The following is a 22497-nucleotide window of genomic DNA, read 5'->3' as shown; positions in this document are numbered from 1 at the left end:
CTGCGGCCGCTGTTAACGCGCAGGGGCACTGCTCAATCGCAGAGCATCACACGCCATCCCTCTTGCACCCCGAGACTCCAACGGCAAGACTGCGCAAATGACCGCCATATCGCGACGCCTGAGAGACGAAATCACCGAACGGCGCGATAACCTCATCGCGCTGACACAGGACCTGATCCGCATCCCGACGCTGAACCCGCCGGGCGCAAACTACCGCGAGATCTGCGAATATCTCGCCCGGCGCCTCGCCAAACGCGGCTTCGAGACCCAGCTGATCCGCGCCACAGGCGCCCCCGGCGACAGCGACCGCTACCCACGCTGGAATGTCATCGCCCGGCGCGAGGGCGCTTTTCCCGGGGCCTGCGTGCATTTCAACTCGCACACCGACGTGGTCGAGGTTGGCCAGGGCTGGACCCAAGACCCCTTTGGCGGCGCGGTGAAAGACGGCCGCATCTACGGCCGCGGCGCCTGCGACATGAAGGGCGGGCTGGCGGCCTCGATCATCGCGGCCGAGGTCTTTGTCGACCTCTGCCCGGATTTTGCCGGTGCGATCGAGATCAGCGGCACCGCCGACGAGGAATCCGGCGGCTATGGCGGCGTCGCCTATCTGGCCGAACAGGGGTTCTTCTCGCCCGAGCGGGTGCAGCACGTCATCATCCCCGAGCCGCTCAACAAGGACCGCATCTGCCTCGGCCACCGCGGCGCATGGTGGGCCGAGATAGAGACCCGGGGCGAGATCGCCCATGGCGCCATGCCCTTTCTCGGCGACTGCGCGGTGCGCCACATGGGGGCGGTGATCGAGGCCTTCGAGACCCGGCTCTTCCCCGCCATGGCGGCCCGGCGCACCGAGATGCCGGTGGTGCCGGAAGGTGCGCGGCAATCGACGATGAACATCAACTCGATCCACGGCGGCGAGGCGGAGAAAGCCCGCGACGACACCGGCCTGCCGGCCAATTGCGTGCCGGACAGCTGCCGCATGGTGATCGACCGGCGCTACCTCGCCGAGGAAAGCCACGACAGCGTCTCCGGCGAGGTCCGGGCGCTGCTCGAGGACCTCAAGACCACCCGCGACAGGTTCGACTACCGCCTGCAGGAGCTCAACCACGTCGCACCCTCGATGACCGATCGGGACGCGCCGGTGGTGGTCACCGTGGCCCGCGCCATCGAAACGGTCATGGGCCGTGCCCCGGCCTATGTCGCCTCGCCCGGCACCTATGACCAGAAACACATCGACCGGATCGGACGGTTGAAGAACTGCATCGCCTACGGGCCGGGCGTGCTGGAACTGGCGCACAAGCCCGATGAATGGGTGGGGATCGATGACATGATCGACAGCGCCCAGGTGATGGCCCTGTCATTGGCAGCCTTGTGCCTGGACCTGCCGGAGTGAGGCGTATTTGGGAAAGAGAAGAAGCGAGGATTTTAGTAAAATTGTGCTTCTTCTCTTTTCAAATACGCGGCTCTGTCCTCAACCGATCTGCGGGACGTCGATATTGTCGATCAACCGCACGCCGGCCAGATGCGCCGCGGCCAGAAGCCGGGCCGGCTCGGTCGGGCGGTCGAGCAGAGAAAGCGTGTCGCAGCTGCGCAGCTCGAGATAGTCGACCTTGAGGAAATCGGCGTTTTCCAGGGCCTTGAGCGCCGGCGGCACCAGGGTCTGCATGCTGTCCCCGGCGGCCAGCCCCGTGGCGATGACTTCCATCACCTCGTGCAGGCGTGGGGCCTTGACCCTGGCCCGGTCCGACAACAGCAGGTTGCGCGACGACATCGCCAACCCGTCGATCTCGCGGATGGTCGGACAGCCCACCACCTCGACCCCGAGGTCGAGATCGCGCGACAACCGGCGCACCACCTGCAGCTGCTGGAAATCCTTCTCGCCGAAAAAGGCCAGATCGGCGGCGGTCTGGCGGAAGAGCTTGGTCACCACCGTCGCCACGCCGTCGAAGTGCCCCGGCCGGTGCGCGCCGCAGAGCACATCGGTCAGCCCGGCGACCGAGACATTGGTCGAGAATCCCGGCGGATACATGGTGTCACCGTCAGGCGCCCAGATCGCATCGACCTCGAAGCGCGCTAGCTTGCGGGCGTCATCCTCTTCGGTGCGGGGGTAGTTGGCCAGGTCCTCGGGGTTGTTGAACTGCTTGGGGTTGACGAAGATCGTCACGATCACCCGGTCGGCCCGCGCCTTGGCGGCGGCGACAAGGCTCAGGTGGCCGTCATGCAGCGCCCCCATCGTGGGCACCACGCCGATCACATCGCCGGCGCGGCGCCAGGTGGTGGTCATCTCACGCAGCTGGGCGAGATCGCGGATGATCGGCACGCTCACGCGGATTTCCCCGGGGCTTCGTCGGCAAAGACATGCTCGGCCGCCGGAAACTCGCGCGCCCGCACCTCGGCGGCATAGGCGGCAATCGCCGCCTCACCATCGCTGCCGAGCTGGGCATAGCGCTTGACGAACTTGGGCTTGAAGGCGGTGAACAGCCCGAGCATGTCGTCGACCACGAGGATCTGACCGTCGCAGCCCGCCGAGGCGCCGATGCCGATGGTCGGGATCGGGATCTCGCGGGTGATCCGGTCGGCCAGGGTCTCGGTCACCTTTTCCAGCACCACGGAAAACGCGCCGGCGTCGGACACCGCCTTCGCATCCGCCAGAAGCTGCTGCGCGCCGGCACCGCGGCCCTGCACCTTGTAGCCACCCAGCGTGTGGATCGCCTGCGGCGTCAGCCCGACATGCGCCATCACCGGGATCCCGCGGCGGCTGAGGAAGTGGATCGTCTCGGCCATGGTCTCGCCGCCTTCGAGCTTGATCGCCCCGGCGCCGGTCTCGGCCATCAGACGCGCGGCGTTGCGGAACGCCTGCTCGGGGCTTTCCTCGTAGCTGCGAAACGGCAGGTCGACCACCAGCATCGCGGTCTCGAGCCCGCGGGCCACGGCCTGGCCATGCAGGATCATCATCTCCATCGTCGCCGAGAGGGTCGAGCTGTGGCCATGCTGCACCATCGCCACGCTGTCGCCGACAAGGACAAAGTCGCAATGCGCGTCCATCATCCGGGCCATCGGGGTGGAATAGGCTGTCAGGGAAACGATCGGGGTCCCCCCTTTCATCGCCCGGATCTCGGCGGGCATGGGGGCTTTCTGGCGGGCGGTCGCGCTCATGGCGGGCCTCCGGTTGCTTCAAGTTGCCCCGATGTATCAGCGCGCCGCGGCGGAATCTAGAGACCTCGACCGCCGGCGCGCAAGATCGTGGCGGCGACCGGCCGCGACACGCAAGGATAAATCGCGGCTTGCGCAGGTCGCGCCCGTGGCGGATCGTGGCAACACGCAGAACGGAAGGGTCAGATGACACACGCCGCACAGATGACACCCGGCCCCCGCAACCTGATCACCGATGTCAGAGGGCTGTGCGTCGGCAATGCCCAGGACATGGCGCTGAAATCCGGCACCACGGTGTTGGTGGGCGACACGCCGTTCGTCGCCTCGGTCGCGGTGATGGGCGGCGCCCCCGGCACGCGAGAGACCGACCTCTTGGCACCTGACAAGATGGCCCCCGGGGTCGACGCCTTTGTGCTGTCCGGCGGCTCGGCCTTTGGCCTGGCGGCGGCGCAGGGCGTGATGGATGCGCTGGCAGAACAAGGCCGCGGCTTTGCCGTCGGCCCGGCGCGGGTGCCGATCGTGCCGGCGGCGATCCTCTTCGACCTGCTCAACGGCGGCGACAAGGACTGGGCACCGAACCCCTACCCCGCGCTCGGCCGCAGCGCGCTGGCCTCGGCCTCTGCGGATTTTGCCCTGGGATCGGTCGGCGCCGGCACCGGCGCCACCACCGCGCGGCTCAAGGGCGGGCTGGGCTCGGCCTCGTTGCGGCTGGGCGAGATCACCGTCGGCGCGCTGGTCGCCGCCAACCCGGTGGGCAGCGTCACCACGCCGGGCGACCGCCACTTCTGGGCCGCACCCTTCGAGATCGGCAACGAGTTCGGCCAACGGGGCCCCGACCCGGCCCCTAAACCCGTCGACCTGAGCCACAGCCGCAAGCTCGCCGCGCTCTCCCCCGGTGCCAATACCACCATCGCCATCGTCGCCACCGACGCGGTGCTCACCAAGGCGCAGGCGCAGCGCATGGCCACCGCGGCGCATGACGGCATCGCCCGGGCCATCGTGCCGGCGCATTCGCCGATGGACGGCGACCTGGTCTTTGCCGCCGCCACCGGCGCGGTCGAGATGACCGCAACGGACTGGCAGATGATCGAGATCTGCCACGCCGCCGCCACCTGCCTCAGCCGCGCCATCGCGCGGGCAGTCTTCCTCGCGACACCGGCACCCGGCGATCTCATGCCCTGCTGGGCGGAGCCTGACTGACGCCCGGCCCGTGACGCTGGACCTCGCGCGCCCCGCGGATTAAGAGGCGGCAAACCCGCAGGAGATGCCCATGCCCTTCGACCGTTCCGTCAAGATCGCCCCGTCGATCCTTTCCGCCGACTTCGCCAACTTCGGTGCCGAGATCCGCGCCATCGAGGATCAGGGCGCCGACTGGGTGCATGTCGACGTGATGGACGGGCATTTCGTCCCCAACCTCACCTTCGGCCCGCCCGCCGTCAAAGCCTTTCGCCCGCATGTGAAAACCTTCATGGACGTGCACCTGATGATCTCGCCGGTGGACGCCTATATCGACGCCTATGCCGCGGCCGGCGCCGACATGCTGACCGCCCATGTCGAGGCCGGCCCGCACATCCACCGCACCCTGCAGGCGATCAAGGCCGCCGGCATGCAGGCCGGTGTTGCGCTCAACCCCGGCACCCCGGCGGATGCGGTGCGCGAGGTGCTGGATCTGGCAGACATGGTCTGCGTGATGACGGTGAACCCCGGCTTCGGCGGACAGAAGTTCATCGACATGACCGCCAAGGTCCGCGCCCTGCGCGAGATGATCGGCGACCGCGAGGTGCATATCCAGATCGACGGCGGCGTCGATCCGCGGACCGCGCCGCTGGTGGTCGCGGCCGGCGCCGATGTGCTGGTGGCAGGCTCCGCCGTCTTCAAGGGCGGCTCGGTCGATGCCCCCGAGGTCTACGGTCGCAACATGCAGGCCATCCGTGACAGCCTGACATGAGCCTGACCATTGCCTTCGATCTCGACGGCACGCTGATCGACAGCGTGCCGCAGATCGCCGACTGCGTGAATGCGGCGCTCTCCCATCATGGCATCGCCCCGCTGCCACAACAAAAGGTCCAGGGCTTCGTCGGCCGCGGCCTGCCAGCGCTGGTCAGACAGGTCGTCGCCGAAGTGGGCCTATCCGAAAGCGAAACCACCCCACTGCACGACCGCATCCTCGCGCTCTACTCCGAGGTCGAAACCCCGCTCAGCGCGCTCTATCCCGGTGTCAGCGCCGCCCTCGGCGTGCTGCGCGATCAGGGTCACAGCCTGGCGATCTGCACCAACAAACCGCATGAGGCGACGCTGAAATGCCTCGCCGACACCGGTCTGGCGCTGACCTTCGACCGGGTGATCGGCGGCGACAGTCTGCCCACGCGCAAGCCCGACCCGGCGATGCTGCATGCCGCCCTCGACGGCGCCCCCCGCCCGCTTTACGTCGGTGACAGCGAGACCGACGCCGAAACCGCCCAGGCCGCCGGCGTGCCCTTCCTGCTCTTCACCGAAGGATACCGCAAAAGCCCGGTCGAGGCACTCCCCCACACCGCCAGCTTCCGCAGCTTCGCCGACCTCCCCAGGCTCGTCGCGCTCCAGTCTTCTTCTGTTTGAAAATACCCTCGGGGGTTTGGGGGCAGAGCCCCCAATTTGAAGTTGCGGGTTTGGGGGCAGAGCCCCCAATTCAAAGTTGGGGGTTTGTGGGCAGAGCCCTTAATCAACGCAAACACCCGTGCACACCATCGCCACTTCAGGCCGGGGGTTTGGGGGCCCCGCCCCCAACGCCTCCGTGGCGTGAACGGAACCCCACCCTGCGCGCGCAGCGCCCTGCCGGAAAGCTCAGCCGTTTTCGTGAAAGAAGGCGTAGATCTTCTCCGCCAGCGCCTCGGAGACACCCTCCACCGCCTTGAGATCCACCAGGTTGGCCCGGCTCACCGCCTTGGCCGAGCCGAAGTGCTGCAGCAGCGCCCGCTTGCGTGCCGCGCCGACCCCCGCGATCTCGTCGAGCGGCGTGGCGCCTACCGCTTTTGAGCGTTTCGCCCGGTGGGTGCCGATGGCAAAGCGGTGCGCCTCGTCGCGCAACCGCTGGATGAAATAGAGCACCGGGTCATTGCGGCGCAGCGCCATCACCCGCTGGCCCACCCGGTGAAACTCTTCCTTGCCCTGGTCGCGGTCGATGCCCTTGGCCACACCCACCATCGGGATATCCTCGACGCCGTATTCGCGCATGATCTCCGCCACTGCCGAGACCTGCCCCGCGCCGCCGTCGATCAGCAGCAGGTCGGGCCAGAGCCCTTTCTCACGCTCGGGGTCCTCCTTCAGCAGCCGCTTGAAGCGCCGGGTCAGCACCTCCTTCATCATGCCGAAGTCATCGCCCGGCGTCAGGTCGTCGCCGCGAATGTTGAACTTGCGATAGTGGTTCTTCATGAAGCCTTCGGGCCCCGCCACGATCATCGCCCCCACCGCATGGGCGCCCTGGATGTGGCTGTTGTCATAGACCTCGATCCGCGCGGGAGGCTTGTCGAGTCCGAAGGCCTCGGCCACCCCGCGCAAGAGCTTCGCCTGGGTCGCGGTCTCGGCCATCTTGCGGCCGAGGCTCTCGCGAGCATTGCGCGTGGCGCTCTCGATCAGTTCGGCCTTCTCGCCCCGCTGCGGCACCAGCAGCGAGACCTTGCGCCCTGCCTTCTGGCTCAGCGCCTCGATCATCAGGTCCTCGTTGTCGACCGGATGGCTGAGGATCAGCTGACGCGGCGGCTCCTTGGTGTCGTAGAACTGGCCGATGAAGGCTTCGAGCACCTCCCCCGCCTCGACGTCTTCGCCCACACGCGGATAGAAATCGCGGTTGCCCCAATTCTGACCGGCGCGGATGAAGAACACCTGCACGCAGGCCTGACCATTCTCCAGGTGCAGCGCGATCAGGTCGGCCTCGTCCACCGTGCGCGGGTTGATGCCCTGGGCGGTCTGCACCTGGGTCAGCGCGCGGATCCGGTCGCGCAAGGACGCGGCGCGCTCGAACTCCATCGCCTCCGAGGCCGCCTGCATCTCGCCCGCCAGCTTCTCCTGTATCCTGGTCGACCGGCCCGAAAGAAACCGCTCAGCGTCGCGCACGCTCTCGGCATAGGCCGCTTCCGAGATCTTGCCGACGCAGGGCGCCGAGCACCGCTTGATCTGGTGCAACAGGCAGGCGCGGGTCCGCCCTTCGAACATCGTGTCGGAGCAGTTGCGCAGCTGGAACACCTTCTGCAGCTGGTTCAGCGTCCGGTTCACCGCGCCGGCGCTGGCAAAGGGGCCATAATAGGCCCCCTTCTCCTTCTTGGCGCCGCGGTGCTTGCGGATCATCGGAAAGGCGTGGTCCGTCACCTGGATATTGGGGAAGCTTTTGTCGTCGCGCAGCAGCACGTTGTACTTGGGTTTGAGCTGCTTTATCAGGTTCTGCTCGAGCAGCAGCGCCTCGGTTTCCGTCCGCGTGGTCAGGAACATCATCGAGGCAGTGTCGCGGATCATCCTGGCGATGCGCGGGCTGTGACCGGCGGGGCGGGCATAGTTCGACACCCGGGCGCGCAGGTTGCGCGCCTTGCCGACATAAAGCACCGCATTTTTCGCGTCGAGCATCCGGTAGACACCGGGCGAGCTGTCCAGCGTCTTCAGATAAGCCTGGATGCAGGCGTGGCCGGTCAGGTCTGGGGCTGCCTGCCCCTCTGGCAAATCCGTCATGGCGTTAACTTATGATTCCCGGTCTGGCGCTGCAACGGCATCAGCCTGGCAGCAAGTAAAAACAAATCCACGGTTCGTGTGGATAACTCTGGGGGTTACACCCGAAGAGCCGGGATTATCCGTTTTGCTAAGGCGGGTTGATTAAATCGCCTAATTTTTAGGCACCTTTATAACCCTCTGATATTGCGTGGAATTATTATCCAATAATTGTAACATCATGAAAACTTTATATATTCGTGAGGTTTCCGTGAGGGCACGAGGCGTCGGTGTACAACTCGCCCGACGTATAGGCGAGAGCGTGTCACCGCGGCTCTACTCAACCCCGAGAACATCGGGCGTCTGCCAGCCCAAGTGCTGCCCGCCATCGACGCAGATCAGCTGTCCGGTGACCGCCCGCGCCTCGAGGAGATAGGCCAGCGCCGCGGTGATGTCCGACGGATCGGCGCCGCGGTTCAGCACCGTGCCGGCGCGTTGCCTGGCAAAGTGCTCCTCGCTCTGGCGAGCGCCGCGCAGGGTCGGGCCGGGGCCGATGGCATTGACCCGCACATCCGGTGCCAGCCCCTGTGCCGCCGTCTGCGTCAGCGCCCAGAGCCCCATCTTGGCCAGCGTGTAGGTCGAGAACTCGGGCGTCAACTTGCGCACCCGCTGGTCGATCATGTTGACCACCAGCGCCTGCGCCAGAGGCTCGCCGCCTGCGTCCTCCACCGCCGACCGCGCCTGTGCCGCCAGCGCCTGGGTCAGCACGTAAGGCGCGCGCAGGTTGCTTTCCATGTGCCGGTCCCAGCTGTCGCGGGTCGCGGTCCGGATGGTGTCATATTCAAAGATCGAGGCATTGTTGACCAGCACGGTGATCGGCCCGCCCAGCGCCGCGACCGCGCGCGGCAAGAGCGCCTGTGTCGCCGCCTCGTCCAGCAGATCGGCCTGCAGCGCCACCGCCTTGCGGCCCAGCGCCTCGATCCGCGCCACGGTGTCCTCGGCGCCCTCGGCAGAGCTTGCGTAATGCACCGCCACGTCATGGCCCCGCTCCGCCAGGCAGAGCGCCATGGCCTGTCCCAGCCGCTGGCCGGCTCCTGTCACCAATGCGCGCATTCCGCTCTCCTTCTCAGGCAATCACCACGACCACATAGCCGACATAGAGCGCCGTCAACGCCACGCCCCAGGCCCGCCCCATGTCCCAGCGCAGAAAGACAAAGGGAAAGATCAGCAGCGAGGACGCCAGCATCACCCAGAGATCGAAGGTCAGGAACTGCCGGTCGACCGGGATCGGCTCGATCAGCGCGGCAATGCCGATGATCGCCAGCAGGTTGAACATGTTCGAACCGATGACATTGCCCAGCGCCACGTCCGCCTGCCGCCGCAGCGCCGCCATCACCGTGGTAGCCAGCTCCGGCAGCGAGGTGCCCACCGCCACCAGCGTCAGCCCGATCACCGTGTCGGACACGCCGTAGCGCTTGGCAATGACCGAGGCATTCTCGACCAGCAGATCGGCCCCCACCGGCAGGCCCACCAGTCCCAGCCCCAGGAACATCGCGATCTTGGGCCAGGACATGTCGGGATCGGCGCCTTCGAGATCGTCCAGCGTCTCGACCGCGGCCCTGGCCTCGCGCCGGTGGCGCACCGCGGTGCGCGAGGCGTGAAACAGCATGCCGCCCAGCGCCGCCAGCAGGATCAGCGCCGACCACCAGGCAAAGACGCCAAAGAACGCCAACCCGATGAAAAGCACCGAGGCCAGCAGCATCTGCACATATGTCTTGCGGGTGTCGCAGCCCGAGGTGTGCAGCCCCGAGAGGATCGCAGGAAGGCCCAGCACCAGAAGGATGTTCGCGGTGTTCGAGCCGACGACATTGCCCATGGCAATGCCCGGCGCGCCCTGCATCACCGCCTCGATGGCGATCAGCAGCTCCGGCGCCGAGGTGCCGAAGGCCACGATCGTCAGGCTGACGATCAGCGCCGGGATACCGACCCGCAGCGCCAGGTTGACCGCGCCCTTGACCAGCGCATCGCCGGCCAGCACCAGGATCACCAGCCCCAGGCCACACAGCAGCCAGACCATCATCCCCGACGGTCCCCCTTGTGACCGCAGGCGCAGGGCCCCTTGCCGATCCGGTAGCGGCCGCAACCCGGGCACTTGGCCGAGGTCAGCCGCCTGGGCATCCGCAGCCGGCCGAACATCGCAAGGACGCCCATGCCGATCAGGAAAAGAGTGACAATCTTGACGATCACGTCACAGCCCGAAGCGGGCATAGGCCGCCCGCTCCTCGATCAGCCCCAGGGCATCTTCGGCCAGTGACAGGCCCAGCCGTTGCGCCAGGCTGCGGCCGCGGCCGTAGCGGCGGAATTTCACCTTGGTGCCAAAGCGGGCCTTCATCACCTGGTCGAGATGGCCGATCCCGTCGATCAGACCCACCTGCTGGGCGCGTTCGCCCAGCCAGACCTCGCCGGTAAAGAGGTCCGGATGGTCGGCCAGCTTGGCGCCCCGCCGTTCCTTGACGTGGCTGATGAAGTTCACATGCAGCTGGTCGAGCAGACGGCGCAGCCGCTCGACATCCTCTTCCTTCTCGGGCTGGAACGGATCGAGAAAGCTCTTGGAGGTGCCAGCGGTATGCACCCGCCGGTCGATCCCCTGCCGCGCAAGGAAGATATTGGCGCCGAACCCGGCCGAAATCACCCCGATCGATCCGACGATCGAGGAGTGATCGGCATAGATCTCGTCAGCCGCGCTGGCCAGCCAATAGCCGCCAGAGGCCGCCACATCCTCGACAAAGGCGAAGACCGGAATGTTCTTCTCCTCGGCCAGCCGACGGATCCGCCCGGCAATCAGCGAGGATTGTACCGGCGAGCCGCCGGGTGAATTGATCTCGAGCGCCACCGCATCGGGCTTGCCGCGCTTGAAGACCTTGTCGACCAGCGGCGCCAGAGAGGTGTCGGTCAGCGCCGTACGCCCCCCGGTGCCGATCGCACCATTGAGCCGCAACACGGCCACTGTGGGCCCGGATTTGATGAAGGGAAGCCAGCGTTTCATGACGAGGGATCTAGAAGCCCGCACTACGATAAACAAGGTTCATCTGCACATTCCCTCAAACCCGCACCAAAACCCGCCCATCCAGGCGCCGCCCGAGTGCTTCTTCTCTTTCCAAATACGCCACACGCCGCTTGCCCCAGGCGCAAAGCTCAAAATCCGGGCACCCCGCCCTCAGGACCGGATCCGCCACCCCGTCCGGAAAATCCACCAGACAATCGCCAGGCAGGCCGCCGTGAACCCGGCAATCGCCAGCAGGCTCAGCCCGATCGGCACGTCCGAGGTGCCGAAGAACGCCCAGCGGAAGCCGGAAATCAGGTAGACCACCGGGTTGAAGAACGAGACCCCCTGCCAGAACGGCGGCAGCATCGAGATCGAGTAGAAGGACCCGCCGAGAAACACCAGCGGCGTCACCACCAGCAGCGGGATAAGCTGCAATTGCTCGAAATTCTTCGCCCAGATGCCGATGATGAACCCGAAAAGCGAAAACGAGATGCAGGTCAGGATTAGAAAGGCCAGCATCGCCAGCGGATGCATGATGGTCAGATCGACAAAGAAGGCCGAGGTGGCAAGGATCACCAAACCGATGAACAGCGCCTTGGTGGCCGCCGCCCCGGCAAAGCCCACCACGATCTCGAGAAAGTTGATCGGCGCCGAAAGCAGTTCGTAGAAGGTGCCGATGAACTTCGGGAAATAGATCCCGAACGACGCGTTCGAGATACCTTGCGTCATCACCGTCAGCATGATCAGCCCCGGCACGATGAAGGCGCCGTAGCTGATGCCCTCGACCTGGTCGATGCGGCTGCCGATGGCGGTGCCGAAGACCACGAAGTAAAGCGAGGTGGAAATGACCGGCGAGATGAAGCTCTGCGCCAGGGTGCGGAAGAACCGCGCCATTTCAACCTTGTAGATCGATCCGACCGCGCGCAGGTTCATGCCGCTTCCTCCGAATTGTCAGCCACCAGCCCGACGAAGATCTCCTCGAGGCTGGATTGCCGTGTCTGCAGGTCGCGCATCTGCAACCCTGCCGCCGCGAGGTCCGACAGCAGCTTGGTGATGCCGGTGCGCTCGGCGTTGGTGTCGTAGCTGTAGCGCAGCGCCCCGCCCTTCTGGACGATTTCCAGGTCGTAGCCGGCGAGACTGGCGGGGATGGTGCTGACCGGTTCGGTCAGCTCGATGTCCAGCGTCTTGCGGCCCATCCGCGCCATCAGCGCGGACTTTTCCTCGATCAGCAGCAGTTCGCCCTTGGCGATCACCCCCACCCGGTCGGCAATGGCCTCGGCCTCCTCGATGTAATGGGTGGTCAGGATGATGGTCACGCCAGAGGCCTTGAGCTCGGCCACCACGTTCCACATGTCGCGGCGCAGCTCGACGTCGACCCCGGCGGTGGGTTCGTCGAGAAAGAGCACCCGCGGCTCGTGGCTCAGCGCCTTGGCGATCAGCACCCGGCGCTTCATGCCGCCAGACAGTTCCATGGTCTTGGAATCGCGCTTGTCCCAGAGCGACAGGTCACGCAGCACCTTCTCGATATGGGCGTCATTGCGCTTGCAGCCGAACAGCCCGCGCGAATAGCGCACAGCGCGGTGCACCGTCTCGAAGGGTTCGAGCGAGATTTCCTGCGGCACCAGACCGATCATCGAGCGCGCGGCCCGGAATTCGGTCACGATGTCATGGCCGCCGACGCGCACGCTGCCCGAGGTGGCATTGGTGATGCCGCAGACGGTCGAGATCAGCGTCGTCTTGCCGGCGCCGTTGGGCCCCAGCAGCGCGAGGATCTCGCCCTCCTCGATGTCCAGCGTCACCCCCTTGAGAGCCTCGAAGCCGCCGTCATAGACCTTTCTCAGGTCGTTGATTTCCACGATTGCTGCCATCGGAGCCTCCTTGCTGCGCGCAGGGGCAATCTAATGGCCATGTGCGACGGCGCAATGATCAAATCGCGATGCAGGGCGACCTTCGCTTTGGCGCACAGTGGAACGGCGTGTCACCGCCCCCTCGCGTAGGGTGGGTTTGCAACCCACCACCCCAAACCACAAACACTCTCGCAGGGTGGGTTTGCAACCCACCACCCCAACCGCAAACTCTCCCGCAGGGTGGGTTTGCAACCCACCCCTCCCGTCTCACATCCCGCGCACGGTCCCGATCATCAAGGCCACGTTCTCCGGGTCCGCGTCCGGCGTGATCCCGTGACCGAGGTTGAAGATATGCGGCCCGCCGCGGAAGGCCTCGACGATCGCGCGGGTCTCGTCGACCAGGGCCTGGCCGCCGCTCACCATATGCGACGAGGCGAGGTTGCCCTGAACGCAGCCGTCGACCTGCACATTGGCCGCCGCCCAGGCCGCATCGACCGAATTGTCCAGCGCCACGCAATCGGCGCCGGTGGCCTTGTGGAAGCCCACGTATTTTTCGCCCGCCTCGCGCGGGAAGGCGATGACCGGCACGCCCGGGTGCTTCGCCTTCAGCGCCGCGATAATGCGTTTCGCCGGTTTCAGGGCGTAGTTCTCGAAATCATCGCCCTTGAGCGAGCCGGCCCAGCTGTCGAACAGCTTGACCACCTCGGCGCCGGCCTCGATCTGGCACGACAGATAGTCGATGGTCGCCTCGGTGATCCGCTCGAGCAGCGCCTCGAAGAGCGCCCGGTTCTCGTCCTTCAGCGCATGTGCCGGGCCCTGATCCGGCGTGCCGCGCCCGGCGATCATGTAGGTCGCCACGGTCCAGGGCGCCCCGGCAAAGCCGATCAGCGTGGTCTCTGCGGGCAGTTCCCGCGACAGCAGGCGCACCGTCTCGTAGATCGGCGACAGGGTGTCGTGAATGTCGCTCGCCGGCTTCAGCGCATCGAAATCGCGCTGCGCGGTGATGGTCGAGAGCCGCGGCCCCTCGCCGGTGACAAACCAGAGGTCCGCGCCCAGCGCCTGCGGCACCAGCAGGATGTCGGCGAACAGGATCGCCGCGTCAAAGCCGTAGCGGCGGATGGGCTGCAGCGTCACCTCGGCGGCCAGTTCGGGGTTGTAGCAGAGCGACAGGAAGTCGCCCGCCTGCGCCCGCGTGGCACGGTATTCCGGCAGGTAGCGGCCGGCCTGCCGCATCATCCAGATCGGCGGCACAGGCAGGGTCTCGCCCGCGAGCGCGCGCAGGATGGTCTTTTTTGCTTGGGTCATGCCGGTCTCCGCTTTGGTTGCCGGGTTGGTCCCCCGCCCGCGCGGCGATGTCAAGCCAGCCGCTTGTCACGCCCCGCGCGCGGCCCCCGGTGCTCCACTGCCCCGCAGGTCACGGCTCTCACTGCCGCCCTGCAGGTCACGGCTCTCACTGCCGCCCTGCAGGTCACGGCTCTCACTGCCGCAGCCCCGGACTTGATCCGGGGCCTCCTGACCGGCGTCGAAGTCCTGGCGCACATCGAAGCCCCCAACACACACCCACCCCGCACGCCGCCGCTTGTCACGCCCCTGTGCCACGGCTAGACAGTCGGCCCATGACGCATGCCTTTCCCTCCCCCGACGCCCCGCTCAAGATCGGCACCCGTGGCTCGCCGCTGGCGCTGGCCCAGGCGCATGAGACCCGCGCCCGCATCTGCGCCGCCTTCGACCTGCCGGAGGCCGCCTTTGCCATCGTGGTGATCAAGACCACCGGCGACGACCGCGCGCTGATCGCCACCGACACCCCGCTCAAGGAACTGGGGGGCAAGGGGCTTTTCACCAAGGAGATCGAAGAGGCGCTCCTCTCGGGCGCCATCGATATCGCGGTGCATTCGATGAAGGACATGCCGGTCGCCCAGCCCGAGGGGCTGGTGCTCGACTGCTACCTGCCACGCGAGGATGTGCGCGATGCCTTCATCTCGCCCGGGCTCGGCGGCATCGCTGACTTGCCCGAGGGCGCGGTCGTCGGCACCTCCTCGCTGCGCCGGCGCGCTCAGCTGCTGAACCGCCGGCCCGATCTCGAGGTGGTGCAGTTCCGCGGCAACGTGCAGACCCGGCTGCGCAAGCTCGAGGACGGCGTTGCGTCGTGCACTTTCCTTGCCATGGCCGGGCTGACCCGGCTGGGCATGCTGGGTGACGTCCCGGCCCGCCCGATTGCCACCGACGACATGCTTCCCGCCGTGGCGCAGGGCGCCATCGGCATCGAACGGCGCGAGGGCGACATGGCCACCGCCGCCCTTCTGGACCCCATTCACCACACCGAGACCGCCCAGCGCCTTGCCGCCGAACGCGCCTTTCTGGCGGCGCTCGACGGCTCCTGCGAAACGCCGATTGCCGGTCTGGCCGAGCTCTCGGGCGGCACCCTGCGCCTGCGTGGCGAGATCCTGCGGCCCGACGGCTCTGAGACGCTGACCGATGCGGCCGAGGCACCGATCGCCGATGGCGCGGCGCTGGGCCGTGACATGGGCCGGCGGTTGCTGGAGCGCGCAGGCCCCGGCTTCTTCGATTGGCGCAGCGCATAGGCGTCGGAGTTTCGCGTAAACGCGGCGTCCTTTAGCGCTAGCGTGACGATTTTGACCTGTTGCCCCCGGGATCCAGCCTTTATCAACAACCCCGGACAAGAAGTTCTGACTCGGCCCGCAAGGGGCGAAAACCAATAGGAGAGTTGCGCAGATGAAGGTGCTCGTACCCGTCAAACGCGTGATCGACTACAACGTGAAGGTTCGCGTCAAAGCGGACGGCAGCGGTGTCGATCTGGCCAACGTCAAGATGTCGATGAACCCCTTCGACGAGATTGCCGTCGAAGAGGCGATCCGCCTGAAGGAAGCCGGCAAGGTCGAAGAGATCATCGCCGTCTCCGTCGGCGTCAAGCAGGCGCAGGAAACCCTGCGCACCGCGCTGGCCATGGGCGCCGACCGCGCGATCCTGGTGGTCGCCGCCGATGACGTGCACACCGACATCGAACCGCTGGCCGTGGCCAAGATCCTCGCCAGGATCGTCGAGGAAGAGGCCCCGGGTCTCGTGATCTGCGGCAAGCAGGCCATCGACAACGACATGAACGCCACCGGCCAGATGACCGCCGCCCTGCTGGGCTGGTCGCAGGCGACCTTTGCCTCGGAGGTCGACATCGACGGCGACAGCGCCAAGGTCACCCGCGAGGTCGACGGCGGTCTGCAGACCATCAGCGTCAAGATGCCCGCCGTGGTCACCGTGGACCTGCGCCTCAACGAGCCGCGCTATGCCTCGCTGCCCAACATCATGAAGGCCAAGAAGAAGCCGCTGGATGAAAAGACGCCCGCCGACTACGGCGTCGACGTCTCGCCGCGCCTTCAGGTCATCAAGACCGAAGAGCCGCCGGCGCGCGCTGCCGGTGAAATGGTGGGCTCGGTCGACGAGCTTATCGAGAAACTCAAAGCTGCGGGGGCTGTGTGATGGCTGTACTTCTTCTTGCCGAAGTCAACGACGGTGAACTGGCGCTCGACGCCACCGCCAAGACCGTGGCCGCCGTCACCTCGCTGGGTGACGTGACCGTGCTCTGCGCCGGGGGCTCTGCCGCCGCCGCGGGTAAGGCCGCTGCCAAGATCGCCGGTGTCGCCAAGGTGCTGGTCGCCGAGGATGCCTCACTGGGTCACCGCCTGGCCGAAAGCACCGCGGCGCTGATCGTGTCGCTGGCCGGCGACTATGATCACATCGTGGCACCCGCCACCACCGACGCCAAGAACGTGCTGCCCCGGGTGGCGGCGCTGCTCGACGTCATGGTGATCTCGGATGTCTCCGGCGTCGTCGATGCCGAGACCTTCGAGCGTCCGATCTATGCCGGCAACGCCGTGCAGACGGTGAAAAGCACCGACGCCAAGAAGGTGATCTCGATCCGCACCTCGACCTTCGACGCCGCCGGCGATCAGGCCGCAGCTCCGATCGAAACCGTGGGCGCCGCCGAGGATCCGGGTCTCTCGACCTGGGTCGAGGACAAGCTGGCCGCCAGCGACCGTCCCGAGCTGACCTCGGCCGGCGTCGTCGTCTCCGGTGGACGTGGTGTCGGCTCGGAAGAGGACTTCAAGATCATCGAAGCCCTGGCCGACAAGCTGGGTGCCGCCGTCGGCGCCTCGCGCGCGGCTGTCGACTCGGGCTTTGCGCCGAACGACTGGCAGGTTGGCCAGACCGGCAAGGTGGTCGCCCCCGACCTCTATATCGCCGTGGGCATCTCGGGCGCCATCCAGCACCTTGCCGGCATGAAGGACTCGAAGATCATCGTCGCGATCAACAAGGACGAGGAAGCGCCGATCTTCCAGGTGGCGGATTACGGCCTTGTCGCCGATCTGTTCACCGCCGTGCCGGAGCTGACCGAGAAGCTGTAAGGTTCGGTGGGGTGCAAACCCACCCTACGCATTGCGAAGGCCCGCCGGAGATGGCGGGCCTTTTGCGTTTCGGGGTGGGGTGCGTGAAGGCCCGGGGGACGGTGGGTTGCAAACCCACCCTACGGAACGGCACGGCCCAAATAGCACGACCACGGCAGCCTCACCTTTCCCGCCGGTCCCGCCGCCCTATAACTGGAGGATGGCCGACGTTCTCACCTTCACCGACAGCGGCATCTATTGCCCGGCTGGCGATTTCTACATCGACCCCTGGCGTCCGGTGCCCAGGGCGCTGATCACCCACGGCCATTCCGACCATGCCCGCCCCGACATGGGACGTTACCTCGCCACCAGCGCCACCGCCCCGGTGATGCGCTACCGGCTGGGCGACGAGGCCCGGATCGAGACCATCGACTATGCCGAAACCCGGCAGATCGGCGATGCCAAGGTCTCGTTTCATCCCGCCGGCCACGTGCCCGGCTCGGCGCAGATCCGCGTCGAGGTGAAGGGCGAGGTCTGGGTCGCCTCGGGCGATTACAAGACCGTCGACGACGGGCTGTCAGAGCCCTTCGAGCCGGTGCCCTGCCATGCCTTCATCTCGGAAAGCACCTTCGGCCTGCCGATCTTCAAGTGGACCCCGCAGGAAGAGCTGGCCCGCCAGGTCAACGACTGGTGGGCCGCCAATGCCGCCGAGGGTCGCCCCTCGATCATCGGCGCCTATGCGCTGGGCAAGGCGCAGCGGCTGATGCGCACGGTCGACACCTCGATCGGCCCGCTGCTGGCGGTGACGGCGGTCGAGAACACCAACGAGGTGCTGCGTGCGCAAGGCGTCACCCTGCCGGACACCGTGCGGATCACCGAGGAGGTCTCGGCCATGACCCACCCCGGCGCGCTGATCATCGCCACGCCGGGCAGCACCACCCATGGCTGGGTCAAGCGCTTCCCCAAGGCCGCCAGCGCCTTTGCCTCTGGCTGGATGGCGCTGCGCGGGGTGCGGCGGAGGCGGGGCACCGATCGGGGATTCGTGGTCTCTGACCACGCCGATTGGGAGGGGCTCAACGCGGCGATCAAGGCAACCGGGGCCGAGAAGGTCTTTGTCACCCATGGCTACACCGCCAGTTTCCAGCGCTACCTGACAGAACAGGGCTACGACGCGCATGTGGTCTCGACCGAATACAGTGGTGACGATGGCGAGGAGGCGACATGAAGGAGTTCGCCGCGCTTTTCGCCCGCATCGACGAGACCACCAAGACCAGCGTCAAGGTCGCGGCTCTGGCCGAGTACCTGGGCAGCGCCCCGCCCGAAGACAGACTCTGGACCATCGCGCTCTTTACCGGGCGGCGGCCCCGGCGGGCGGTCACCTCGACCCGGCTGCGGGAATGGGCGGCCGAGGTGGCGGGGCTGCCGACCTGGCTGTTCGAAGACAGCTACCACGTGGTGGGCGATCTGGCGGAGACCATCAGCCTTGTCCTTCCCGAGCCCGGCCAACAGCGCGACCAGAGCCTCAGCCACTGGATCGCCACGGTCAAGGAACTGGCGACGCTGGAGGAAGAGGACCGCAAGGCGCAGGTGATCGCCGCCTGGGACAGCCTTGCGACCCGCGAGCGGTTCCTGTTCAACAAGCTGCTCACCGGCGGCTTTCGCATGGGGGTCAGCGCCAAGCTGATGACCCGGGCGCTGGCCATTTCCACCGGTCAGGACGAGCCAACGCTGACCCACAAGCTGATGGGCAACTGGACGCCGGAGACCACCAGCTGGGAGGCGCTGATCGAGGCCGAGGACCCGACTGCCGACCTGTCGCGGCCTTATCCCTTCTACCTCGCCCATCCGGTGGATGACCCGGCAGAGTTGGGCGATCCCGCCGACTGGCACGCCGAGCGCAAATGGGACGGCATCCGTGGCCAGTTCATCCGCCGCGGCGGCGCGCATCACGTCTGGTCGCGCGGCGAGGAGCTGATGACCGAACGCTTGCCCGAGCTGGCGCAGCTGGCCGATTTCCTGCCCGACGGCACGGTGCTGGACGGCGAGCTGCTGGCCTTTGCCGAGGAGAGGCCTCTGGGCTTCAACGCTTTGCAGAAACGGATCGGGCTGAAGAAGGTGCCGGCCAAGGTGCTGCGCTCTTCGCCGGTGATCTTCATGGCCTATGATCTGCTCGAGGCCGAGGGTGCCGATCTGCGCCAGGTGCCTTTCGCCGAGCGCCGTGCGCAACTGGCGTCGCTGCTGGCCGAGGTGCCGGAGGCGGCGCCGGTGCGGCTCTCGCAGGAGGTGGATTTCGACAGCTGGGAGACCCTGGCCCAGGTGCGCGAGCACTCGCGCGCCGAGAGCGTCGAGGGGCTGATGATCAAGCGCCGCGACAGCGCCTATCTCGCTGGACGCAAGCGCGGCGACTGGTGGAAGTGGAAGGTCGACCCGCTGACCATCGACGCGGTGATGATCTATGCGCAATCGGGCAGCGGGCGGCGCGCAAACCTGTTCACCGATTACACCTTTGCGGTCTGGAACGGTGACGAGCTGACGCCATTCACCAAGGCCTATTCCGGCCTGACCGACGCCGAGTTCCGCGAGATCACCTCGTGGGTGCGGCGCAACACGCTGCAAAAGTTCGGGCCGGTGCGGCAGGTCAAACCGGTGCATGTCTTCGAGATCGCTTTCGAGGGTATCCAGGCCTCGTCGCGGCACAAGTCCGGGGTAGCGCTGCGGTTCCCGCGCATGCTGCGCTGGCGCAAGGACAAGCCGGTATCGGAGGCCAACACCCTGGCCGATCTGAACGAGATGCTGGCGCTTTACGGCTGACGCATGGGCAAGCCGCGCATCGGCGGGCCGCGGTGCGGCGATCCATCGGTGGTTCGGCAGCGCTTTATCCCCGCCAAATCCGAAGAAGACCGGAGCGGCGCGCTCACGCCGGCCAATTCGCCGTGCCGGCGGGCGGCCCGGCGATGCGCGGCGGCTTGCAGCCGCTGTTAACGCGCTGTGTGCCTTATTCGGAGTGAGGTACGGAGCCGCGTGTCGTCGGGCCGCGGCGCGGCGAACCTGCCGGAGTTCGGCAGCGCTTTATCCCGGCCGATCCGGAAAAGATGGGATCGACGCGCTGGTGGCAACAAAATCGCCGTGCCGGCGGGCAGCCCGGCGATGCGCGGCGGCCTCTGGCCGCTGTTAACGCGCTTGGGTCTTTGAACCGGGCTGGGGACTCTGCCGCCTCAGCACACCTCGGCCATCTCCTCGCCCGACACCTGCCTCACGACCCCCTCCGCCCAGCGCCCTGCCGCGGCCCCGAGACAATCGTGCAGCGAATCCGCGGCGATCACGCTGCCCAGCGACAGCCGCCCCAGGAGGTAAAGCCCGGGCTGCGCCGCGCCGTCCACCCCGACCACGCTGCCATCCGGCAGGGTCTGCGCCCCCAGCCCCTCGGCCACAGGCACCAGCCGGCCCTCCTCCAGCATCGACCGGATCAGCGGCGCGGTGACGATCGAGATATCCGCATCCGGCAGCACCGCGTCGATCATCACGTCGACCTGCGCCACCTCGTCGCCGGCGGTCATCTCCCAGCCGTCCTCGGTCAGGTCAAAGGCCGGGTCCGCCGCCAGCCGCATGTCGACCAGACCAGCATCCGCCAATGCCAGCCATTCCCGCGTCGAGCCCACCGGCGCGCCGTAGGAATAGCGCTTGAGCCCCTCGTCGAAGCCGACGATCAGCTCGGCGGTCTCGCCCGGTGGCATCACTGGGTTGAAGCCCGCGCGCAGGTTGTTCTGCCAGCGCCGCCAGACCTGGCCCACGGTGTAGCCGATCGAGGGCACCGCGCGGCCCTCGGCCATGGCGATCCCGTGGCGCAGGGTGTCGACCGGGCCGGTGCTCTCCTGGCTGCCGGGCGCATCCCATTCGCTGTCCAGCCAATCGGCCACCTGCGCCGCCGCCTCTTCTTCGCCGAAGTCGCGCAGGATGCGGGTCACCGGCGCGATCAGCGCGGCATTGATCAGCCGGCGGGCGGTGTAGGGCGTCGACTGGCTGGCCTCGGAAATCGCCGCATCGAAAATCCGCGTCTCCGCCAGCCTGGCGGCAAACTTGCCGTCCAGCGCGCCCGTCTCTGGCTTGGGATACGGCGGGCTGCCGTCGAGCGAGAACGGCAGGATGCGCGTCGGCTCGCGTCCCGAAGGCAGGTACTGCCCGTCGAAGAAGGCCCCGCCCTGCGCCACCGTCAGCGCCCGAAGCACGTCAAAGGCCGAGAGCCCCATGCCGCGGATCGCCACCGTGCGGCCTTGCCAGTGCTGCGCGGCGGCAATCAACTCCTTGGCGGGATAGGCCTGCGCCAGCACCCCCTGCCCGCGCGCCACATGGCCCTGCCAGCGCGCCCATTGCGTGTCGGGCTCGACGGCAGGCTGGCCGGGGGTCAGGAGCACGGCGGCGTACGGCCCGTTCCAGCCGGCATCCCCGCCCAGCTCCCAGCCGGCCTCGCAGGACCGCAGGGCCTCGATCCGCCGGGGCTGCAGGGTCACGTCGAGATGCTCGAGCGCCAGCAGGTCCTCGAACCGGGCCTGCAGGTAGTCGCCGATCTCGGCGCGCGTCGGGAAACTGTCGGGGTCGGCGGGCGGGTCGAGCCGCATCTCGAAGCTGCCCACGCGCGAGAAATCCGGCGGCGGGATGTCGATATCGCGCAGGGGCGTGTTGAGCAGGCAGTGCGGCGTCTCGTCAGGCGAGAAATTCGGGCCGGCGCCGGGATGCGGATCGGGCTCGAAGACATCGACGGCCAGCGGCTGGGCGTCCCTTGGCCAGCGCGTGGCCAGCGCCTCGAGCGCGCCGAGCCCGCGCGGGCCCATCCCGATCAGGGCGATCCGCCTCTGGGAAGTGTCTGACGGCATGCAAGTTCCTCCGATCCGGGCGGGCGCGGTGGCGCGGCCGGTCTCTGCGGCCCGGTGCTAGCGAAAGCCCAGGTATCTGGATATCTGCTCGCGGAAATGCGGCACGGCTTCGGGGTGATTGGCGTATTCCTCGGGGGACATCAGCATCCAGCCCTGCCCCTCGTTGCCAAAGACGATATCGGCGGCCGCATCCGGCGGCACATGGGCGGCAAAGAACACCATCGGCCCGATCGGCCGGTCATAGGCGATTTCGTAGACCAGCTGTTGCGGATCGAGCCGCAGCCCCACCTCTTCGCGGGTCTCGCGCAGCACGCAATCGGCGGCGGATTCCCCGTCCTCGCGCCCGCCACCCGGCAGGTCCAGGTGATTGGGCCAGGGGATGTCCGGTCTGTCGTCGCGCCGGATGACCAGAAGCTTGCCGCCGATGAACAGCGCAAGCTTGGTGCCGGCAAACTCGGAATTCTCCATACTGCCTCTCGCTCTGAAGGACCGGGTCCCGTATATATAGTGCG

The 22497-nt window shown here is 67.0% G+C and carries 21 protein-coding genes; 9 read left to right on the top strand and 12 right to left on the bottom strand.

The annotated features are described in order from the left end of the window. Positions 1–97: 97 nt before the first annotated feature. Entirely contained in the window at positions 98–1390 is a 1293-nt protein-coding gene (locus ACN0SE_RS13785) for an acetylornithine deacetylase/succinyl-diaminopimelate desuccinylase family protein (RefSeq protein WP_417525105.1), read from the top strand. Positions 1391–1468: 78 nt separating this feature from the next. Here ACN0SE_RS13785 and panC read toward each other — a convergent pair whose 3' ends face one another. Together panC and panB are read right to left on the bottom strand one after the other, a co-directional pair. Beyond that, a complete protein-coding gene (gene panC / locus ACN0SE_RS13780; RefSeq protein WP_417525104.1) occupies positions 1469–2323 on the bottom strand; it encodes a pantoate--beta-alanine ligase in 855 nt (284 codons plus the stop codon). Beyond that, a complete protein-coding gene (gene panB, locus ACN0SE_RS13775) occupies positions 2320–3153 on the bottom strand; it encodes a 3-methyl-2-oxobutanoate hydroxymethyltransferase (RefSeq protein WP_417525103.1) in 834 nt (277 codons plus the stop codon). The genes panC and panB overlap by 4 nt, the downstream gene beginning before the upstream one ends. A 201-nt stretch (positions 3154–3354) precedes the next feature. On the opposite strand from panB, the gene ACN0SE_RS13770 reads away from it, so the two are divergent. The 3 genes from ACN0SE_RS13770 to gph all read left to right on the top strand — a co-directional run bounded on the left by ACN0SE_RS13770 (position 3355) and on the right by gph (position 5748). Beyond that, positions 3355–4350: a P1 family peptidase gene (locus tag ACN0SE_RS13770; RefSeq protein ID WP_417525136.1), complete on the top strand. Its 996-nt coding sequence runs from the start codon at positions 3355–3357 to the stop codon at positions 4348–4350. Between the two features lie 70 nt (positions 4351–4420). Further along, positions 4421–5098: a ribulose-phosphate 3-epimerase gene (gene rpe / locus ACN0SE_RS13765; RefSeq protein WP_417525102.1), complete on the top strand. Its 678-nt coding sequence runs from the start codon at positions 4421–4423 to the stop codon at positions 5096–5098. Then, positions 5095–5748: a phosphoglycolate phosphatase gene (gene gph / locus ACN0SE_RS13760; RefSeq protein ID WP_417525101.1), complete on the top strand. Its 654-nt coding sequence runs from the start codon at positions 5095–5097 to the stop codon at positions 5746–5748. Before rpe ends, gph begins: the two co-directional genes overlap by 4 nt. A gap of 225 nt (positions 5749–5973) precedes the next feature. On the opposite strand, the gene uvrC is transcribed toward gph, so the two are convergent. The 8 genes from uvrC to hemE form a co-directional block, all read right to left on the bottom strand. After that, positions 5974–7848 carry an excinuclease ABC subunit UvrC gene (gene uvrC / locus ACN0SE_RS13755; protein ID WP_417525100.1) on the bottom strand — a complete coding sequence of 625 codons (1875 nt, stop codon included), beginning with the start codon at positions 7846–7848 and terminating at the stop codon, positions 5974–5976. 312 nt (positions 7849–8160) lie between these two features. Further along, positions 8161–8937 carry an SDR family oxidoreductase gene (locus ACN0SE_RS13750; RefSeq protein ID WP_417525099.1) on the bottom strand — a complete coding sequence of 259 codons (777 nt, stop codon included), beginning with the start codon at positions 8935–8937 and terminating at the stop codon, positions 8161–8163. 13 nt (positions 8938–8950) lie between these two features. Continuing rightward, complete coding sequence (locus ACN0SE_RS13745; protein WP_417525098.1) at positions 8951–9904, bottom strand: calcium/sodium antiporter; 954 nt, start codon at positions 9902–9904, stop codon at positions 8951–8953. Then, positions 9901–10092 carry a hypothetical protein gene (locus tag ACN0SE_RS13740; RefSeq protein ID WP_417525097.1) on the bottom strand — a complete coding sequence of 64 codons (192 nt, stop codon included), beginning with the start codon at positions 10090–10092 and terminating at the stop codon, positions 9901–9903. Before ACN0SE_RS13740 ends, ACN0SE_RS13745 begins: the two co-directional genes overlap by 4 nt. Then, the gene (locus tag ACN0SE_RS13735; RefSeq protein WP_417525096.1) at positions 10073–10870 is read right to left on the bottom strand and encodes a S49 family peptidase; all 798 of its coding nucleotides are present in this window, start codon (positions 10868–10870) and stop codon (positions 10073–10075) included. The genes ACN0SE_RS13740 and ACN0SE_RS13735 overlap by 20 nt, the downstream gene beginning before the upstream one ends. A 171-nt stretch (positions 10871–11041) precedes the next feature. After that, positions 11042–11803 carry an ABC transporter permease gene (locus ACN0SE_RS13730; protein WP_417525095.1) on the bottom strand — a complete coding sequence of 254 codons (762 nt, stop codon included), beginning with the start codon at positions 11801–11803 and terminating at the stop codon, positions 11042–11044. Beyond that, positions 11800–12738, bottom strand: a complete 939-nt coding sequence (locus tag ACN0SE_RS13725; protein ID WP_417525094.1) for an ABC transporter ATP-binding protein — start codon at positions 12736–12738, stop codon at positions 11800–11802. The genes ACN0SE_RS13730 and ACN0SE_RS13725 overlap by 4 nt, the downstream gene beginning before the upstream one ends. 246 nt (positions 12739–12984) lie before the next feature. After that, positions 12985–14022: a uroporphyrinogen decarboxylase gene (gene hemE, locus ACN0SE_RS13720; RefSeq protein ID WP_417525093.1), complete on the bottom strand. Its 1038-nt coding sequence runs from the start codon at positions 14020–14022 to the stop codon at positions 12985–12987. 311 nt (positions 14023–14333) lie between these two features. Here hemE and hemC point away from each other — a divergent pair, with 311 nt between their 5' ends. The 5 genes from hemC (at position 14334) to ACN0SE_RS13695 (ending at position 19925) form a co-directional block, all read left to right on the top strand. Continuing rightward, the gene (hemC, locus tag ACN0SE_RS13715) at positions 14334–15299 is read left to right on the top strand and encodes a hydroxymethylbilane synthase (protein ID WP_417525092.1); all 966 of its coding nucleotides are present in this window, start codon (positions 14334–14336) and stop codon (positions 15297–15299) included. Between the two features lie 151 nt (positions 15300–15450). Next, positions 15451–16209, top strand: coding sequence for an electron transfer flavoprotein subunit beta/FixA family protein (locus ACN0SE_RS13710; protein ID WP_417525091.1), 759 nt, complete (start codon positions 15451–15453; stop codon positions 16207–16209). Further along, positions 16209–17135 (top strand): electron transfer flavoprotein subunit alpha/FixB family protein, encoded by a 927-nt coding sequence (locus ACN0SE_RS13705; RefSeq protein WP_417525090.1) that lies wholly within the window; start codon positions 16209–16211, stop codon positions 17133–17135. The genes ACN0SE_RS13710 and ACN0SE_RS13705 overlap by 1 nt, the downstream gene beginning before the upstream one ends. Positions 17136–17334: 199 nt before the next feature. Beyond that, positions 17335–18339, top strand: coding sequence for a ligase-associated DNA damage response exonuclease (locus tag ACN0SE_RS13700; protein WP_417525089.1), 1005 nt, complete (start codon positions 17335–17337; stop codon positions 18337–18339). Beyond that, positions 18336–19925, top strand: coding sequence for an ATP-dependent DNA ligase (locus ACN0SE_RS13695; RefSeq protein WP_417525088.1), 1590 nt, complete (start codon positions 18336–18338; stop codon positions 19923–19925). The genes ACN0SE_RS13700 and ACN0SE_RS13695 overlap by 4 nt, the downstream gene beginning before the upstream one ends. A 404-nt stretch (positions 19926–20329) precedes the next feature. Here ACN0SE_RS13695 and ACN0SE_RS13690 read toward each other — a convergent pair whose 3' ends face one another. Together ACN0SE_RS13690 and ACN0SE_RS13685 are read right to left on the bottom strand one after the other, a co-directional pair. After that, positions 20330–21985 carry an FAD/NAD(P)-binding protein gene (locus ACN0SE_RS13690; RefSeq protein ID WP_417525087.1) on the bottom strand — a complete coding sequence of 552 codons (1656 nt, stop codon included), beginning with the start codon at positions 21983–21985 and terminating at the stop codon, positions 20330–20332. Between the two features lie 57 nt (positions 21986–22042). Then, the gene (locus ACN0SE_RS13685) at positions 22043–22453 is read right to left on the bottom strand and encodes an NUDIX hydrolase (RefSeq protein WP_417525086.1); all 411 of its coding nucleotides are present in this window, start codon (positions 22451–22453) and stop codon (positions 22043–22045) included. Between the last annotated feature and the right edge of the window lie 44 nt (positions 22454–22497).

This window comes from Marinovum sp. (assembly GCF_048263515.1).
In the GTDB taxonomy this organism is placed as follows: Bacteria; Pseudomonadota; Alphaproteobacteria; order Rhodobacterales; family Rhodobacteraceae; genus Marinovum.
This window is presented reverse-complemented; position numbering and strand designations above follow the sequence as displayed.

Excerpts from the sequence above, each read along its gene's own strand:
- gph (WP_417525101.1), top strand. The coding sequence starts at position 5,095 with ATGAGCCTGACCATTGCCTTCGATCTCGACGGCACGCTGATCGACAGC.
- ACN0SE_RS13745 (WP_417525098.1), bottom strand. The coding sequence starts at position 9,904 with ATGATGGTCTGGCTGCTGTGTGGCCTGGGGCTGGTGATCCTGGTGCTG.
- rpe (WP_417525102.1), top strand. The coding sequence starts at position 4,421 with ATGCCCTTCGACCGTTCCGTCAAGATCGCCCCGTCGATCCTTTCCGCC.
- hemE (WP_417525093.1), bottom strand. The coding sequence starts at position 14,022 with ATGACCCAAGCAAAAAAGACCATCCTGCGCGCGCTCGCGGGCGAGACC.
- ACN0SE_RS13730 (WP_417525095.1), bottom strand. The coding sequence starts at position 11,803 with ATGAACCTGCGCGCGGTCGGATCGATCTACAAGGTTGAAATGGCGCGG.
- panB (WP_417525103.1), bottom strand. The coding sequence starts at position 3,153 with ATGAGCGCGACCGCCCGCCAGAAAGCCCCCATGCCCGCCGAGATCCGG.
- ACN0SE_RS13735 (WP_417525096.1), bottom strand. The coding sequence starts at position 10,870 with ATGAAACGCTGGCTTCCCTTCATCAAATCCGGGCCCACAGTGGCCGTG.
- uvrC (WP_417525100.1), bottom strand. The coding sequence starts at position 7,848 with ATGACGGATTTGCCAGAGGGGCAGGCAGCCCCAGACCTGACCGGCCAC.
- ACN0SE_RS13785 (WP_417525105.1), top strand. The coding sequence starts at position 98 with ATGACCGCCATATCGCGACGCCTGAGAGACGAAATCACCGAACGGCGC.
- ACN0SE_RS13725 (WP_417525094.1), bottom strand. The coding sequence starts at position 12,738 with ATGGCAGCAATCGTGGAAATCAACGACCTGAGAAAGGTCTATGACGGC.
- ACN0SE_RS13705 (WP_417525090.1), top strand. The coding sequence starts at position 16,209 with ATGGCTGTACTTCTTCTTGCCGAAGTCAACGACGGTGAACTGGCGCTC.
- ACN0SE_RS13770 (WP_417525136.1), top strand. The coding sequence starts at position 3,355 with ATGACACCCGGCCCCCGCAACCTGATCACCGATGTCAGAGGGCTGTGC.
- ACN0SE_RS13695 (WP_417525088.1), top strand. The coding sequence starts at position 18,336 with ATGAAGGAGTTCGCCGCGCTTTTCGCCCGCATCGACGAGACCACCAAG.
- ACN0SE_RS13685 (WP_417525086.1), bottom strand. The coding sequence starts at position 22,453 with ATGGAGAATTCCGAGTTTGCCGGCACCAAGCTTGCGCTGTTCATCGGC.
- ACN0SE_RS13710 (WP_417525091.1), top strand. The coding sequence starts at position 15,451 with ATGAAGGTGCTCGTACCCGTCAAACGCGTGATCGACTACAACGTGAAG.
- ACN0SE_RS13740 (WP_417525097.1), bottom strand. The coding sequence starts at position 10,092 with ATGCCCGCTTCGGGCTGTGACGTGATCGTCAAGATTGTCACTCTTTTC.
- ACN0SE_RS13700 (WP_417525089.1), top strand. The coding sequence starts at position 17,335 with ATGGCCGACGTTCTCACCTTCACCGACAGCGGCATCTATTGCCCGGCT.
- ACN0SE_RS13690 (WP_417525087.1), bottom strand. The coding sequence starts at position 21,985 with ATGCCGTCAGACACTTCCCAGAGGCGGATCGCCCTGATCGGGATGGGC.
- hemC (WP_417525092.1), top strand. The coding sequence starts at position 14,334 with ATGACGCATGCCTTTCCCTCCCCCGACGCCCCGCTCAAGATCGGCACC.
- ACN0SE_RS13750 (WP_417525099.1), bottom strand. The coding sequence starts at position 8,937 with ATGCGCGCATTGGTGACAGGAGCCGGCCAGCGGCTGGGACAGGCCATG.